This is a genomic window from Haloarchaeobius marinus, assembly GCF_051207415.1.
Lineage (GTDB): Archaea > Halobacteriota > Halobacteria > Halobacteriales > Natrialbaceae > Haloarchaeobius.
This window is the reverse complement of record NZ_JBPKGD010000001.1, coordinates 26,285-40,978: the sequence shown is the minus strand read 5'-3', so window position 1 is coordinate 40,978 and position 14,694 is coordinate 26,285. Positions and strand designations below refer to the sequence as shown.

Below are 14,694 nucleotides of genomic sequence, written 5' to 3'. Positions count from 1 at the left end.
ACAACCCGGGTACGGGTAGGTGAAGCCCGGGTGGTGTAGTGGCCCATCATACGACCCTGTCACGGTCGTGACGCGGGTTCAAATCCCGCCTCGGGCGCTTCTGCGAGGAACCTCGTGACGAGCGGAGCGACTGCGTGCTACCCGCAGACGATTGTGCCATGCGAGACGCCCGTTCCTGCGAGTATCTATACGCGAAAGCGACCCAGTACGGAGCATGAACCCCTCGCGTCGAGGCGACGAAACCGAGGCGACACTCCTCGGGTTGTTGATGGAGGTCGGCTGTTCCGTCTCCGTCCCGTTCGGCGATAGCGACCGGTACGACCTGATCGTGGACGACGGTACCGAGTTACACCGGGTGCAGTGCAAGACCGGTAGCTGGGTGAACGGGACGGTCCGGTTCAACCTCTACAGTTCGACCGTCGGTACCGATGGCCGCGTCGACGCTGACTACACGCCCGAGGAGGTCGACGCCTACGCCGTGCACGCACCGGAGCAGGACGAGAGCTACTGGGTCCCCATAGCGGAAACTGGCTGCGGCGAGATGCGACTGCGCGTCGACGAACCGCATCCGAAGGCGCCAACCTCGAAGATCAACTGGGCCAACGACTACGAACTGGTGGACCGATTCACCCTCCCATGACCAGATTGTCACGGCGTCACACCCTCCGGCGACATCGACACCCATTAATAAGTTCACCCAGAACTGCCGAGTGCGTTCGAAGCCCGGGTGGTGTAGTGGCCCATCATACGACCCTGTCACGGTCGTGACGCGGGTTCAAATCCCGCCTCGGGCGTATTCTGCTGGCGCACCGTGAATGAGGAGCAACGCGACGAGTGAGCCATCGCCAGCGAATCGCCAACGAAAGGGTGAGACGCACCTCTGTCGAGCAGCGTCGCCCGTCGCGCCGCCGCCCCGTAGCCGACAGTAATCATCACTGGATGGCCTCTAATCGTTTAGTACCAGCGTTGCGTAGGACGCGATATGTCTCAGGACGGTCGCGACGACGTCGGCCACGGGACCCAGTCCACGGGGCCGGTATCGGTGCTCTTCGTGGACAACGACCCGGATTTCGCGGACATGTCCAGGGCGATGCTGGAACGGGAGAGCAGTGCGATGCGTGTGACGACCGCGGCAGACGGTGCCGAAGCGCTGTCGGTGCTCGACGACGGGGACCAGCCCGTCGACTGCATCGTGAGCGACTACGACATGCCGACGATGGACGGCCTGGCGTTGCTGGAGGCGGTCCGGGAACGGGACGAGCGCCTCCCGTTCGTCCTGTTCACCGGGAAGGGGTCGGAGGAGATCGCGAGCGACGCCATCGCGGCGGGCGTGACGCAGTATCTCCAGAAGCGACCGGGGGGCGAACGGTACGCGTTGCTCGCGAACCAGATAGCCAACGCGGTGTCGCAGTACCGCACCGAGAGCGCGTTGCGAGAGCGGGTTCGCCAGCAAGAGGCCGTCGCGACCATCGGGCAGCAGGCGCTGAACGAACCACAACTCGACGTGCTGTTCGGGACGACGGTGCGACGGGTCGCCCGGGCCCTGGACGTCACGCACGCACGGATTCTGTCGCTGGACGAGGCGACGGGCGAGTTGCGGACCGAGGCCGGGGTGGGGTGGCCGTCCGACGCGCCGCCGTCGGGGCAGGCACGCTACGCGGTCGAGGAGGACGCGCCGGTCGTCGTCGTCGACGACGCGAGTGCCGAGGAACGGTTCGAGGTGGACCCGACGTCGGGAGGGGACCTCCAGAGCGGCGCGTGCGTGACGGTCGGACTTCGCGGGAGCGACTGGGGCGTACTGGAGGTGCACGCGACGACTCACCGCCGGTTCACGCAGGACGACGTCACCTTCCTCCAGAACGTGGCGACGGTGCTCGCGAGTGCCGTCGAACGGACCGTCATCGAGGACGAGCGACGCGAGAGTTCGGAGCGCTACCGGACGCTGGTCGAGGTGTCCCCGAACCCGATCGTCGTCCACCGGAACGGCGAACTGGTGTACGCGAACCCGGCGTTCGTCTCTCTGGTCGGTGCGGCCGACGAGGCGGACCTCCTCGGGTCGGCGCTGTCGTCGCTGATGCACCCGTCGGAGGAGGAGCGCGTGTCGACGACGATGGCGCATACGCAGGCGGGCGAGGCCGAACCGACGCGGCAGGAGCGACGCATCGTGCGCCGGGACGGAACGGTCAGACACGTCGAGGTGACCTCGCGAGCCATCGAGTACGAGGGCGAGGACGCCGTGTTGACCATCGCCACGGACATCACCGAGCGAACGCGCTACGAGCAGACCCTCGACACGCTCCACGAGACCTCGCGGAAGTTCATGCGCGCGGAGACGCGCACGGACATCTCGGAGACCGCGGCGGAGACGGCGGCCGACCTGCTCGGGGTGAGCGCACTGGTCGTCTACACCTTCGACAGCGAGTCGGGGACCCTCAGGCCCGTGGCGACGACCCGGAGTACGGCCGACCTGCTCGAATCGCCACCGGTGGTCGAACGGGGGACGAACTACGTCTGGCAGTCGTTCAGCGAGGGTGAGTCGAGCTACCACCCGGACCTGACCGACGACGCGGACCGACTCGACCCCGCTGTGTGCAGCGAACTCGTCATCCCGCTGGGGACCCACGGCGCACTGGTCGCCGTCTCGGACGTTACGGACGGGTTCGACGAGTCGACCGTCGAACTGGTCCACATCCTCGCGGCGAACACCGAGGCGGCCCTGGACAGGGCGGAGCGCGAGTACCTGCTGCGCGAGCACGACCGGCGACTGGGCCAGCAGAACGAGGAACTCCGGAAGCTGAACCACACGAACAAGCTCGTCCGCGACGTGAACCGGGCGGTCGCGCAGGCGTCGACGCGACGCGAGATAGAGCAGGCGGTCTGTGACCGACTCGCCGAGGCCGACCCGTACGTCGCGACGTGGATCGGCGCGGTGGAGGAGACGGACGGGTCGGTCTCGCCGCTGGTCTGGGCTGACGCGGACGCGAACTACATGGACCGCGTCGCGGACAATCGGGAGACGCCGACGCCGGAGGGAACACTGGTGCGTCGGGCGGTCGAGGACCGCGAGGTCCGCGTCGTCGAGGACGTACTCAACGACGACGAGTGGGAGCGCCGCCGGACGGAGGCGCTCACCTACGGGTTCCAGACGCTGGTCGCCGTCCCGCTGGTCGACAACGAACGGGTCTACAGCGTACTCGTGTTGCACGTCGCGACGCCGGACGTCGTCACCGACCAGGAGCTGTCGGTGCTCGCGGAACTCGGCGAGACCATCGGCTACGCCGTACACGCCGTCGAGCGGACGCGCGCGTTGCTCACCGACAGCAACGTCGAACTGGAGTTCCACCTGCACGACGAGCGCTTCTCGTTCTCCCGACTCTCGGGGGCGGTCGGTGGGAGCCTCCACCTCGACGGCGCCATCGCCCGTCCCGACGGGACCCACCTCTGTTTCGTCCGGATGCAGGACGTCGACGACGAGGTGGTCGAGTCGACGCTCTCGACGTGGTCCTCGGTCTCGACGGTGGCGGCCATCAACGCAGAGGACGAGCAGTCGCTGTTCGAGGTCCGTCTGGCCGAACCGCGGCTGTTCGAACTCCTCAGGGAGTACGACGGGACGTTACAGGAGTTGTCGGCGACCGAGGGCGAGGTGTCCATGGTCGTCGAACTGCCACAGGGTGGCGACACGCGTGGACTGTGGGACGACCTCCGCGAGGCCTACCCGGAGACGGAACTCGCCGCCAGACGCGAGACGAGTCGTGGGGCACGACGCCACCGCGACCTCCAGTCGTGGGTCGAGGGCGAGTTGACCGACCGACAGTTCGAGGCGCTCCAGGCCGCCTACTTCGCCGGGTTCTACGACTGGCCGCGAGAGGTGACGGGCGAGGTGCTCGCCGAGGCCCTCGGGGTGACGCCCCCGACGTACCACTACCACCTGCGTGCGGCCGAGCGAAAGGTCGTGACCGGCATCTTCGACTCCGAATCTAATTGATTAGAGTGGGGTTCGTCGTTCCACTAATCAGTTAGAGTAAACTGTTAATCCCGTCGCATCCCTACCTACAGTCGGCGAACGAGCAGCTACCCGCTGTCGCCACCCGATACCCCAACCCCTTCCTGACGACGTCGCTCGCGAGTGGCGTCGCTGGTCCAGGTCGTCCGACACCTCGAAAGAAACAGTGGTGCAGTCGGGTCGCGCGCTGGCGTCAGTTGCGTTGCCCGATGGTGGTCGTGTTGTACTTCTGGCGGGAGGTGCCGCCGGCGCCGTAGGCGTCGACGTCGACCCAGTCGTACGCGAAGCGCTCGCTCGTCGCGTGGTAGGTCGGCAGGAGCACCACGTCCTCCCAGTTGGCCTCCTCCATCTCGACGTACGCGTTCGCGCGCGCGTTGCGTGCCGACTCGGTCGGGGCCTGGTTGTTCTGGATCGTCTCCCAGGCGCTCATCGCACGGTCGGAGGCGTTCGAGTTCGCGTCGTCCCAGTCGACGTACGCACCCTTCGCGCCGCCTTCCTGGTCGGTGTTGGTCAGCGACGGGACGAGTTGCCCCCAGAAGTTGTCCGGTGCGGGCCAGTCCATGACCCAGCCGAGCGAGTACACCCCGAGGTTCCCCTGCTGACCGCGGCTGAGCAGGGTCGCGAATGGCGCCTCTTCGAGGTTCATGTTGACGTGGGCGTTCGCGAGTTTGTCTCGGAGGATGGTCCCCAGCCCCTGCCACGTGTCGGAGGGATACGTGGTGAACGTGACCTCGTACTGGTTGTTCGGTCCGTAGCCGGCGTCCTCCATGACCTGCCGGGCGGACTCCAGGTCGGTCGTGTCGTAGCCGTACGGGTAGTTCTGTTCGGCGTGCTGGTCGTAGGCACTGACCCCGCCGGGGTAGATTCGCGGCGGCGTGAAGTGGTACGCGGCCTTCCCCCGACCCTTGAAGACCTCTTCGATGCCTTCCTTCTGGTTCATCGCGTACGCGATGGCCTTCCGGGCGGGGCGCTCGACGTTCTTCGCGTTCAGGCCGATGTAGTACGTGTTGATGGTCGGGACCGCGGTGTAATCGACGGTCTTGCCGTTCCGCATCGGTCCGTAGGTCCCCGTCTTGCGCCCACGGTCGTCCGTGTTGTCGGTCGAGACGAGGCTGGGGTCGTACTTCGACGTGGGAATCGAGAGGAGGTCTGCGTTCTCGTTCTGGCCGTAGTTGTACAGGGCGTCCGGGTCGGTGATGACCTGCCAGTGGACGCCGGCGACGTAGGGTCCCTCGCCGTGGTAGTTCTCGAAGCGACTGACCTCGGCCATGGTGTTGGACTCCCAGTTCTCGAACGTGAACGGACCCGCACCGATGGGGTTCGACCGGGCGAAGTCCTCGTAGGCCATCTCGCCGTCGTAGCCCTCGACGTCGCCCAGCAGTCCCTCGGGGACCGCGCCGCAGGCGCTGTAGGCGAGCAGTTCGAGCGTCGAGTGGAAGGGACCGGCGAGTTGTATCTCGAGCGTCGTCTCGTCGATGGCGGTGACGGCCAGCGAACCGGAGACGTAGTTGCCGTCGCCGTCCGTCTCGTGCTGGATGTTCATCGACGAGAGCAGGAAGTACGCCCGACTGGAGTTCGGGGACGACGCGAGGCGCTCGAACGAGTAGACGAAGTCGGACGCGGTGACGGGGTCGCCGTTGTGGAACTGCGCGTCCGACTCGAGGTCGAACGTGTACGTGGTGTAGTCCTCGGACACCTCGTAGTCCGACGCCAGCAGCGGTTCGACCTCGATCTCTCCGTCGGGGTAGTTCGTCAGCGGGTCGAATATCTGCTGGATGACCCGACCCGACGCAGTGTCGGTCGCCGCGATCGGGTCCAGCGTGCTCATCGTGGCGTTGGTCAGCTGGAGCGTCTTGTCGGACGGTTCGGGTGGGGCGTCGGTTTCGGTGTCCGTGTCGGGACCGTCGGTCCCGTCGGTGTTCGTGTCGGTCGGGTCGGACGGGTCGTCCTCGCCCGTGCAACCCGCGAGTGCGACTGTGGTCGCCGCGCCGCCGGTCGCTTTCAGGAACGTCCGGCGCTGGAGGGTCTGGTCGTCTGACATGCGCTCACACGTTGCCGGTCGTCGAAGAAATATCGACCGGAGACACAAGTGGACACTAGCCCAACGAAAACCCTTATAACGAAGTTACCGGATACGCCTTCCGGGATGAATCAAACAGACGTTTCAGTTTCGGCTATAGAATCTGACGGTGATAGCTGTCGACAGGAGGTGGACTCCGGTCGCAATCGTGAGTGGCGCTCCGCGGGGGATGACAGCGGGCGGCAGTCCTGTCGACGCTTCCGACTTCGGCTGGGACGATATTAACTCCGGTGAAGGGTCAAACCCTCACTTGATGCACTCCGGGCCTGTCGCCTCGCTCGCACGGGGACTCCCCCCGCCGTGTGGCGTCTCGCGTTCACGGACGCGAACCGCGTGCACGCGCTCGGTGGCGTCGTCGACCACGGTCACGTCGCCGGGTCGCGTCGGCATCGACTCCGCCAGTTCCGTGCCGGCGTAGGACGGCCGTGCCCGCTCCAGGGCTGCCCGGTCGCTGCGGTCGGTGAGCCGATGGACGACCAGGACGTCGGCCTGCGACGCCGCGACGTCCGGCAACGCACCCGGTCGCTGGGTCGCCGCTACGAGGCTCACGCCCGGCTGTCGTCCACGGGTGAGCACCGTCCGCAGTGCCGGTTCCGCCACGCCGCCGAAGAATGCGTGTGCCTCGTCGAGCAACAGCCACGGCAACCTGTCGACCGTGCCCGACGAGCGTCCCCGATAGCACGTCGACGCGACGGCGCGGACGACGGCGTTCGCTGCCGCCCTCGGCCGTCCGGACACGTCAAGCACCGTCGCCCGGTCCGACGCGAGTTCGGCCGCGTCGAGTCCATCCGGGTCGAACACGTCCCAGGACCGGGCGAGGGCGACGTGGTTCCGGGCCGCCCGACGCGCACCCCGTGTGCAGTCGAGGTCGACGAGCGCGTCGTCGACGCCGGAGAGCGTCGACGCCGTCGCCGCCGCGCGCCAGAGCGCCGCCCCGGCGGCCGATTCCGGGTCGAGTCCGACCAGGTCGCACCAGGCCGTCGGGGGGAGTGCGCCGGGGTCGACCCGCGGTTCTGGGACGACGGACGCCCGACCGCCGTCGGCCGCGAGCGTCTCGAACACGCCCATGGGGTCGACCACGACCGGTGCGACACCACGCGCGGCAGCGAGTCCCTCCGCCAGCACCCCCAGCGTGTAGGACTTGCCGTACCCCCGTTTCCCCACGACCAGCGCGGCGTGGGGGTGCTCGCAGTCGAGTTCGACGTGCGCACCGGCGCTCCCGTCCGGGGCGCGGTAGCGCCCGAACTCGACCGTCTCGCCCTCGCCGCCGTCGCGTCCGATGACGACCATGCCCCGTCTGGCCCCTCGATGGTACTTGAAGGGCGGGACCGGGATTCAAGTACGATGAGGCGGCCAGGGGCGGCGTGAACTGCACCCACCTCCGGCGCGACGAACGCGCCATCGAAGGACTGCCCATCCGACTCGTCATCGCCCTCGTCGTCGGCGTCGCGAGCCTCTCGGTCATGATGAACATGATATCGGGCATCGGCGGCCTCGCGGTCACCGAGGTCGACGCCCAGCCGACGCCTGACGTCGTCACGCCCGGCGACCAGACCGTCACCGTCCGCGTCGTCGACACGGACGGCAACGGCGTCGAGGGTGCGACGGTCGTCGTGAAGGGCGCGACCGCCCGACTCGACGGTATCGAGACGGTTTCGACCGGCGAGAACGGGACCGCGTCGGTGTCCATCTCGCCGTCGCTCGGTCCGAACCAGGTCGAGGGGACGCTGGAGATAGACATCAAGCCGCCCGCAGGAAGCGAGTACGCCGACCAGAGAGCGAACACCGTCATCCTGGTCGTCGAGGAGTAGGCCGGCCCGGGGCGGACGGGGCCAGTCAGTCCCAGTCGATCCAGTCGTGTTCCCAGCCGCGGCCGGCGGACTGCTCGGCGCGTTCACGGTCCTCGCGGTCGGTCCGGTTGCGTTCGAGTGCGCCGGCCTGCTCGCCCTCGACGAGAAGCGGTGCGTACGCGACGGGGCCGTGCTCCTCGACGACCCGGCCGTCGCCGTCGACCACGACGAGCGTCTGGTCGCCGACCCCTCGTGGCATGACGAGTCGTCCGTCGTCGGCCAGTTGCGAGACCAGCGCCCGCGGCGGTTCGACGGCGGCGGCCTCGACGAGTACCCGGTCGAAGGGGGCGTACTCGGCCAGTCCCTTCGAGCCGTCCCGGCAGTCGACCAGCACGTCACCGTAGCCGGCGTCGGCGAGGTTCTGGCGCGCGTCGTAGACCACGTGCCGGGTGATGTCGACCGCGTGGACGTTCCGTGCGCCCGTGAGTTCGGCCGCGACCGCACTCGTGTAGCCGACGCCGGCACCGACGACGAGGACGGCGTCGTCCGGGCGGACCTGCAGGGCCTCGAACAGCCTTGCGACCGACCGCGGGGCGAGGACGCGCGTTCCGGCGTGTTCGTGGGACTGGTCGCTGTACGCGCGTCGCTCGTCCGGAACGAACTCGTGTCTCGGGACGTCCCGGAGGGCGAGTCCGACAGCCTCGGTGCGTACGACCCCCTTCGAGTCGTGTTCGAGGCTGTCGACCATGTCGTCTCGGATGACCGCCCGGTCCATGCCCGGGGGTCGGGCATGCACGGTTATGAATCTCGCGCCTTCCCCAGCACCGTCTGCCGGTTCGTCCCCGGCACGTCCCGCACCTGTACGGCCTGCAACCCTGCCGCCTCGAACCACTCGCGGTAGGTTGACGGGTGGTATGCCTCGCCCGCGCCGAGCGCGAGTCTGGCGACCGTCGTCGGCGTCGCGGCGGGCGAGCGTCCGCGAAGGTGGTCGACGACGACCAGCCAGCCCCCGGGGACGAGCGCGTCGGCCGCCGCCGCGACCAGTCGCCGGTTCGTCGCCCGCGAGAACTCGCTGGTCCGCATCGGTACGAACGCGCAGTCGACGCCGTCGACCGGGAGCGAGTCGGCTTCGTCGACCGTCGACGGGTCCCACGCGACGGTCGTGACGGACTCGCGTTCGAGCAACGACGTCGACGCGTCGAGCCGGGGTCGCCCGTCCAGCAGCGTCACGTCGTAGCCCCGCCTGGCGAACTCACGGGCGTAGGGGCCCGGCGCTCCGCCGAGGTCGACGACCCGGTCCGCGTCGGGGGCCGCGTGCTGGGCGACCGTCACGCTGGCTCGCACCGTCGCCTCGTCGGTCGCCTCGACCCGCCCGAGTCGGTTGCGAACCCATTCGTCGGGAGCAGTCTCCGCCGCCAGCTCCGCGTCGGACGCCGCCCCGCCAGCGGGCGGGTCGGCACCGGTCATCGTCGCCGGAAGCGCCTGCAGCGCATCCAGGTCGTCGAGGTCGGCCGGTATCGACCCGACCGACCGGAGGTCACTCGCCGCCAGGAAGCCCAGTGCCCGGTTCGTCGGCTCGTAGGTCCCGTCGACCGGCGTGAAGAACCCCTCGTCGGCGAGCGCCTCGACCGTCAGTCGGGCCGCGCGCTCGGTCACGTCGGTCCGGTCGGCCACCTCGGCCGGCGTGTCGGCGTCCGAGAGCAACGCGTCGAGGACGCCCGTCTCGCGGGCCGCCCACAGCAGGAACAGCGTCTCCGTCTCCTCTGTCATGGCGGGAGCGTTCGACCGCCAGCGGATTAATACCCCATCCGGCCGCGACGACGCCCGGGTCGTCCGGTGGCTATCGGCCCTGCATCCTGACGAACCGCACGCCACCCCGGCCGTCGCGCTCCAGCGAACCGTCGGGACGCCGGGTCGCGTGCACCAGTTCCTGTCGGGTCGTGCCGATGGGGCCGAGGAGACGCCCGCCGGGGTGGACCTGCTCGACCACCGCCTCGGGGAACTCGCGTGCAGCACAGGTCAGGTACGCCGCGTCGTACGGCGCGTTCTCGGGCCACCCCTCGCGTCCGTCGCCGACGCGGACGGACACGTCGCCGTAGCCCAGTCGGGCCAGTCGCTCGCGGGCCTCCCCGGCGAGTCGTTCGCTGTACTCCACGGAGAAGACGTTCTCGGAGCCGACCACCTCGGCGGTCACCGCCGCGTGGTACCCACAGCCCGTCCCGACCTCCAGCACCGTCTCGCCCGGCGACAGGTCCAGCGCGTCGACCATGATGGCGACCATGTGCGGCGCGCTGATGGTCGCGTCGTCACCGATCGGGAGCGGCCGGTCCGCGTACGCGTTCGCCCGTCGCGACTCGGGGACGAACTCGTGGCGCGGGACCGACCGCATCGCCGCTAGCGTCGACTCGTCAGTGACGTCCCGGCGGCGCGCGAGGGCGTCGACCAGCGACTCGCGGGCTGCCTCGACGTCCACGCTACCACGCGGACCAGGCCGTCGTCTCCTCGTCCCAGGCGTAGACGCGCTTGACGTCCTTCGCCACGACGGTGTCGCCGTCGTGGTCCAGTTTGTCGTGGTCGTAGCCCGACGCGTCCCCACGGACCGCGATGCCACTGACGCTGAACTCGTCGTTGTCGAACGTCTCCGTCTCGCCCACGACGAACTCGTAGTCGCCCGGGACGAAGACGCGCTCGGAGCGCGTCTCGTGGTTGCGCCCGTCTCGCGGGTGGATGGTCACGTTGACCCCGACGTTCCCGACGGCACGGGTCCAGAACGTCGCTACCTCGCCGGCCGCGGCCTCGTCGACGCGACGGTCCCCGTCGAGTTCGAGGCTCGTTATCCGCACCGTCATGATGGCCTCCTCGGTGTCGAGGATGAACTCCTCGCCAACCGCGACCGTCTCGTCGGCCGGTGCGTCGACCGTCGCCGCGAAGGACTCGCCGTCCTGGCTGACGACGACGTCCACCGTTACGGTCTCCTCGGGTTCTATCTGTTCCTTGTGTACGTGGCCACACTCCGTGCAGCGCACGGTGTACATCTGGCCACGCTCCTTCAGGACCTCGTGTGCCCGTTCGAACTCGGGCGAACACGAGGGACAGGGGAGCGCGACCCTGTCGGCGACTTCGTTCATACCCCTCCCTACACCGCGACGCGGTAAAAGCCGTCGGACCCGTCCGCCGCGTGCGTTCGGTTGCCGTGGCCCCGACGGGCGACGGGACGGTCGCCCGTCGACGTCGACGCCCGGACCGGTCGCGTACGAATTCGGAACCGCATCGTACTTACTATCTGGCTCCCTTCACTCGACCGAATGGACGACCCCGTCCTCCTCACCGGCGCGTCAGGGCACGTGGGTACCGCGATACTCGGCGATTTGAGCGACGACTACGAGTGGCGGTGTCTCGACCGCGAACCGCCGACGGACCCCGACGACTACCCCGGCGAGTTCGTCGTCGCCGACGTGACCGACGAGGAGGCGATCCGCGAGGCGGTCGAGGGCTGCGGTGCGGTGGTCCACCTCGCTGGCGACCCCCGTAAGACCGCGCCGTGGGACAGCGTGCTCTCGAACAACATCGACGGGACGTACAACGTGCTGTCGGCTGCGGTCGAGGCCGGCGTCGGGAAGGTGGCGTTCGCCTCGTCGAACCACGCGGTGGGGGCCTACGAGACCGAGGAACGGACGCCACACATGTACCGGACCGACCACGAGTTCCGGCTGGACGGGAGCGAACTCCCGCGGCCGGGGAACCTCTACGGCGTCTCGAAGGCGAGCGGCGAACTCCTCGGCCGGTACTACTACGACGAGCACGACCTGTCGTTCGTCGCGGTCCGCATCGGCAACCTCACCCGGGGGCAACCCCCGGAGGACTACGAGCGCGGCCAGGCGATGTGGCTCTCCTACCGCGACTGCGCCCACCTGTTCGACCGGTGCCTGCAGGCCGACTACGGCTACGAGATAGTCTACGGCATCTCTGACAACGACCGAAAGTACTACTCTATAGAGCGCGCGCGCGAGGTGCTCGGATACGACCCGCAGGACAACTCGGCCGAGTGGGCGGAGTGACGGACGGGGGCGCACCGGCACCGGCGGGGACGCCTGAACGACGTTAAGTGTCCGGCGGCCATTCTCGCTGGTATGCAAGTCGGTTCGCGACGTGCCATCCTGAACCCCGTCAGCGGTAGCGGTGACCACGCCGACTACGTCCGTCGGTTGCTGGCTGCACGCGGTTTCGACGTCCGCGAGACCAGTGGTCCCGAGGACGCGGTCAGCCTCGGTCTCGAAGCCGGTCGCGACGGCGTCTCCGAGCTGGCGGTCGTCGGCGGGGACGGGACGATCAACGAGGTCCTGCGTGGACTGGCGGCGGCCGACCACTTCGGGTCGGTGACGCTGAGCGTCGTCCCGACCGGGACGGCGAACATCCTCGCGACCCAGATCGGCGTCCAGGACGTCGAGCAGGCCGTCGAGGTCGCCGACACGGGCGAGACGCGAACCGTCGACCTCGGGATGGCCGACGGGCAGCCGTTCGCCGTCTCCTGCATCGCCGGCCTCCCGGCGGAGGCGAGCATCGCGGCGTCCAGCGACCTGAAGGCGCGGGTCGGCACGCTCGCCTTCCTCGTCACGGGCATCCAGGAGGCCGTCGAGTTCGAACCGCTGGACATCGAGGTGGAGGCGTCGACCGACGAGTCGGTCGAACGCTGGGCGGGCGAGGCGCTCTGCGTCCTCGTGGGCAACGCCCGGAAGTTCGTCGAGGAGGGCGGACAGGCGGACCTCGAGGACGGGTTGTTCGACGTGGCCGTCGTCGAGCAGATGCCGGCGAGCAACCTCGTCACCGAGGCCATCCAGCACCGGTTACTCGGTTCGGGGAGCGAGAACGTCGCGCACTTCCAGGCGACGCGGGTGACCGTCTCCGACACGAACGGGGACGCGATAACGTTCAGCCGCGACGGCGAGATGAGCGAACACGAACGCCTCGCGTTCCACGTCGCCCCCGGTGCCATCGACCTGCGCGTCGGACCCGGCTATGAGTCCGACCCCTCCTGACCGAACAGTCCGTCCACGTCGCGTTCGCGGTGCTCGCGCCGGTCGACGTGCTCGCCGAGGCGCTGGTAGACGACGTCCCGGTTCCCCGGGTCGGCCGCGAAGTCCAGCACGAAGTGGACGAACGGACTGTTCTGCGCCCCGGAGTCGAGGTCCGTCCTGGCGAACTCGACGGCGCGCCCTATCACCGCCTCGTCGTAGCGGCCCCGTTCGGCGTACACCCCCGCGGCGACGGCCGCGGCCGGGAAGTCGAGGTCCGGGAGGGCGACCACGTCGCCCTCGTGGGTCAGCACGGGGACCCCCCGCCGGTAGAGGACCTCCGGGTCGGCCGCGAGGTCCACGAGGATGCGCCGGACCCGGGCGACGTCGACGCCCCGGTACTCGTCGGGCAGGTCGGCCAGGTACTCCCCCGCGCTCTCGGCCAGGCCCACGCAACCCGTCCAGTTGCGCCCCGAGGCGTGGTGGACCGCGGCGGTGAACTGGATGAGGCCGTGGAGCAGTCGCTCGTCGTCGGTGTCCCGGTCGAGGTCGAGCCACAGGTCCTCCCACGCGTCGTGTGCGTCGTGGAAGTCGCCGGCGTTGTAGACGGCGACGCCGGCCCGGAGATGTTCGCGCATTCGTGACCGGGTACGGTCTAGCCCCTCATAGGTCGCGGGGTTCGGCAGGGACGCGTCGGCGTCGCTCGGTGCTCAAACCTCCGCGTAGCGTTCGGTTCAGCCCAGACCGGTCGCTATCGCTCTCGTGGGTTGGTGCTGAAAGGAAACGTCCGGACGGAGTCCACGCGAGCGATAGCGAGCGTGGGCCCGTCGGGCGCGAACGAAGTGAGCGTCCGGACGGAGATTTGAACTCACTCGCTCCGCTCACCTCGTTCGCGTCGCTCGCTGCTCAAATCTCCGTGCCGAGTTCCGCTCGACCCGAACCGGTCGCCGTCGCTCTCGGGGTAGCGTCGAACGAAGTGAGCGTCCGGACGGAGATTTGAACTCCGGTCCCTGGCTCCGCAAGCCAAGAGGATAGTCCACTACCCTACCCGGACTCATCTCTACGTTCCAGGGAGAAGGATAAGAGGGTTACGATGTGGCGGGCCCGCGTCGCGTGCGTGCATCGCACGTGGAGTCGGTCCCCGTCGGCCGGGGTCGTGGAATCGGTAGGGGCACCGACGTAGCTGAAAGCCCGTTTTCACCGTTGGAAAGGGATTTGAAATAAGGGTCCGTCTGGCAGGACATGGAGCGGCGTGACCTGTTGCGGCGGACGGGCGCAGTGCTGGCCACCGGTGCGGTCGCCGGTTGTCTGACCGACGACGCCGACGCCGGCAGTGGCGGCGACCCCGACGGCACCGGACCGGAACTCGTCTCCCGGAGCGTCGAGACGGTCGAGACGGGGTGTGGCACGGAGAACGCCGCCACCGTCGCGTTCGACGACGGGAACGGGACCGTGACCCTCCAGGGTTCCATCTCGGCGTCCACCCCGTGTCACGTCGCGGCCATCGAGCGTGCGGACTTCGACGCGGAGTCGCGGACGCTCGTCGTCGTCGTGACCGCCGAGGACGACGGGTCCGACGGGTGCGTGCAGTGTCTCGGGCAGGTCGACTACACGGCGTCGTTCGAGTTCGCCGGCGGCCTCCCCGACTCCGTCGAGGTCAGGCACGCGAGCATGGGAGAGACGACGACCGTCGCGACCGGGTCGCGATGACGACTCCGAACGCGTCGCTCTCCGGGTGCGACCGTTCTTGTAGGAGGGCGCCCCAGACCGGGACGTGACCGCCCGACATCGACGAGCGAAACCGCACGA

The 14,694-nt window shown here is 68.6% G+C and carries 13 protein-coding genes and 3 tRNA genes; 8 read left to right on the top strand and 8 right to left on the bottom strand.

Features of this window, described 5'->3' with window-relative positions; genetic code table 11:
• Window positions 1-24 precede the first annotated feature (24 nt).
• The 4 genes from ACSC1W_RS00265 (at window position 25) to ACSC1W_RS00250 (ending at window position 3,985) form a co-directional block, all read left to right on the top strand.
• Window positions 25-97, top strand: a tRNA-Asp gene (locus tag ACSC1W_RS00265).
• Between the two features lie 117 nt (window positions 98-214).
• Window positions 215-640: a group I intron-associated PD-(D/E)XK endonuclease gene (locus ACSC1W_RS00260; protein ID WP_435344355.1), complete on the top strand. Its 426-nt coding sequence runs from the start codon at window positions 215-217 to the stop codon at window positions 638-640.
• A gap of 81 nt (window positions 641-721) precedes the next feature.
• Window positions 722-794 (top strand) — tRNA-Asp (locus ACSC1W_RS00255).
• 188 nt (window positions 795-982) lie between these two features.
• Window positions 983-3,985, top strand: a complete 3,003-nt coding sequence (locus tag ACSC1W_RS00250; protein ID WP_435344353.1) for a bacterio-opsin activator domain-containing protein — start codon at window positions 983-985, stop codon at window positions 3,983-3,985.
• A gap of 211 nt (window positions 3,986-4,196) precedes the next feature.
• On the opposite strand, the gene ACSC1W_RS00245 is transcribed toward ACSC1W_RS00250, so the two are convergent.
• Together ACSC1W_RS00245 and ACSC1W_RS00240 are read right to left on the bottom strand one after the other, a co-directional pair.
• On the bottom strand, window positions 4,197-6,044 hold the full coding sequence (locus tag ACSC1W_RS00245) for an ABC transporter substrate-binding protein (protein ID WP_435344351.1): 1,848 nt from the start codon (window positions 6,042-6,044) through the stop codon (window positions 4,197-4,199).
• Between the two features lie 285 nt (window positions 6,045-6,329).
• The gene (locus tag ACSC1W_RS00240) at window positions 6,330-7,373 is read right to left on the bottom strand and encodes an ATP-binding protein (RefSeq protein ID WP_435344349.1); all 1,044 of its coding nucleotides are present in this window, start codon (window positions 7,371-7,373) and stop codon (window positions 6,330-6,332) included.
• Window positions 7,374-7,447: 74 nt separating this feature from the next.
• Here ACSC1W_RS00240 and ACSC1W_RS00235 point away from each other — a divergent pair, with 74 nt between their 5' ends.
• Window positions 7,448-7,894 carry a DUF7382 domain-containing protein gene (locus ACSC1W_RS00235; protein WP_435344347.1) on the top strand — a complete coding sequence of 149 codons (447 nt, stop codon included), beginning with the start codon at window positions 7,448-7,450 and terminating at the stop codon, window positions 7,892-7,894.
• A gap of 25 nt (window positions 7,895-7,919) precedes the next feature.
• Here the strand turns inward: ACSC1W_RS00235 and ACSC1W_RS00230 are convergent, their stop codons facing one another.
• From ACSC1W_RS00230 to ACSC1W_RS00215, 4 genes are all read right to left on the bottom strand, one after another.
• Window positions 7,920-8,648 (bottom strand): protein-L-isoaspartate O-methyltransferase family protein, encoded by a 729-nt coding sequence (locus tag ACSC1W_RS00230; RefSeq protein ID WP_435344345.1) that lies wholly within the window; start codon window positions 8,646-8,648, stop codon window positions 7,920-7,922.
• Between the two features lie 23 nt (window positions 8,649-8,671).
• A complete protein-coding gene (locus tag ACSC1W_RS00225; protein WP_435344343.1) occupies window positions 8,672-9,643 on the bottom strand; it encodes a methyltransferase domain-containing protein in 972 nt (323 codons plus the stop codon).
• Window positions 9,644-9,713: 70 nt separating this feature from the next.
• Window positions 9,714-10,346: a protein-L-isoaspartate(D-aspartate) O-methyltransferase gene (locus tag ACSC1W_RS00220; protein WP_435344341.1), complete on the bottom strand. Its 633-nt coding sequence runs from the start codon at window positions 10,344-10,346 to the stop codon at window positions 9,714-9,716.
• A 1-nt stretch (window position 10,347) separates the two neighbouring features.
• Window positions 10,348-11,001 carry an HVO_0476 family zinc finger protein gene (locus ACSC1W_RS00215; protein WP_435344339.1) on the bottom strand — a complete coding sequence of 218 codons (654 nt, stop codon included), beginning with the start codon at window positions 10,999-11,001 and terminating at the stop codon, window positions 10,348-10,350.
• A 177-nt stretch (window positions 11,002-11,178) separates the two neighbouring features.
• Here ACSC1W_RS00215 and azf point away from each other — a divergent pair, with 177 nt between their 5' ends.
• Window positions 11,179-11,931, top strand: coding sequence for an NAD-dependent glucose-6-phosphate dehydrogenase Azf (gene azf / locus ACSC1W_RS00210; protein ID WP_435344337.1), 753 nt, complete (start codon window positions 11,179-11,181; stop codon window positions 11,929-11,931).
• A 72-nt stretch (window positions 11,932-12,003) separates the two neighbouring features.
• Window positions 12,004-12,909, top strand: a complete 906-nt coding sequence (locus ACSC1W_RS00205; protein WP_435344335.1) for a diacylglycerol/lipid kinase family protein — start codon at window positions 12,004-12,006, stop codon at window positions 12,907-12,909.
• Here the strand turns inward: ACSC1W_RS00205 and ACSC1W_RS00200 are convergent.
• Window positions 12,888-13,523: a DUF309 domain-containing protein gene (locus tag ACSC1W_RS00200; RefSeq protein ID WP_435344334.1), complete on the bottom strand. Its 636-nt coding sequence runs from the start codon at window positions 13,521-13,523 to the stop codon at window positions 12,888-12,890. The genes ACSC1W_RS00205 and ACSC1W_RS00200 overlap by 22 nt on opposite strands.
• Window positions 13,524-13,866: 343 nt before the next feature.
• Window positions 13,867-13,939, bottom strand: a tRNA-Arg gene (locus ACSC1W_RS00195).
• 188 nt (window positions 13,940-14,127) lie between these two features.
• Here ACSC1W_RS00195 and ACSC1W_RS00190 point away from each other — a divergent pair.
• The gene (locus ACSC1W_RS00190) at window positions 14,128-14,595 is read left to right on the top strand and encodes a hypothetical protein (protein ID WP_435344332.1); all 468 of its coding nucleotides are present in this window, start codon (window positions 14,128-14,130) and stop codon (window positions 14,593-14,595) included.
• Window positions 14,596-14,694: the final 99 nt, after the last annotated feature.

Coding starts and splice junctions, on each gene's coding strand:
- ACSC1W_RS00260 (WP_435344355.1), top strand. CDS start 215: ATGAACCCCTCGCGTCGAGGCGACGAAACCGAGGCGACACTCCTCGGG.
- ACSC1W_RS00250 (WP_435344353.1), top strand. CDS start 983: ATGTCTCAGGACGGTCGCGACGACGTCGGCCACGGGACCCAGTCCACG.
- ACSC1W_RS00245 (WP_435344351.1), bottom strand. CDS start 6,044: ATGTCAGACGACCAGACCCTCCAGCGCCGGACGTTCCTGAAAGCGACC.
- ACSC1W_RS00240 (WP_435344349.1), bottom strand. CDS start 7,373: ATGGTCGTCATCGGACGCGACGGCGGCGAGGGCGAGACGGTCGAGTTC.
- ACSC1W_RS00230 (WP_435344345.1), bottom strand. CDS start 8,648: ATGGACCGGGCGGTCATCCGAGACGACATGGTCGACAGCCTCGAACAC.
- ACSC1W_RS00225 (WP_435344343.1), bottom strand. CDS start 9,643: ATGACAGAGGAGACGGAGACGCTGTTCCTGCTGTGGGCGGCCCGCGAG.
- ACSC1W_RS00215 (WP_435344339.1), bottom strand. CDS start 11,001: ATGAACGAAGTCGCCGACAGGGTCGCGCTCCCCTGTCCCTCGTGTTCG.
- azf (WP_435344337.1), top strand. CDS start 11,179: ATGGACGACCCCGTCCTCCTCACCGGCGCGTCAGGGCACGTGGGTACC.
- ACSC1W_RS00205 (WP_435344335.1), top strand. CDS start 12,004: ATGCAAGTCGGTTCGCGACGTGCCATCCTGAACCCCGTCAGCGGTAGC.
- ACSC1W_RS00200 (WP_435344334.1), bottom strand. CDS start 13,523: ATGCGCGAACATCTCCGGGCCGGCGTCGCCGTCTACAACGCCGGCGAC.
- ACSC1W_RS00190 (WP_435344332.1), top strand. CDS start 14,128: ATGGAGCGGCGTGACCTGTTGCGGCGGACGGGCGCAGTGCTGGCCACC.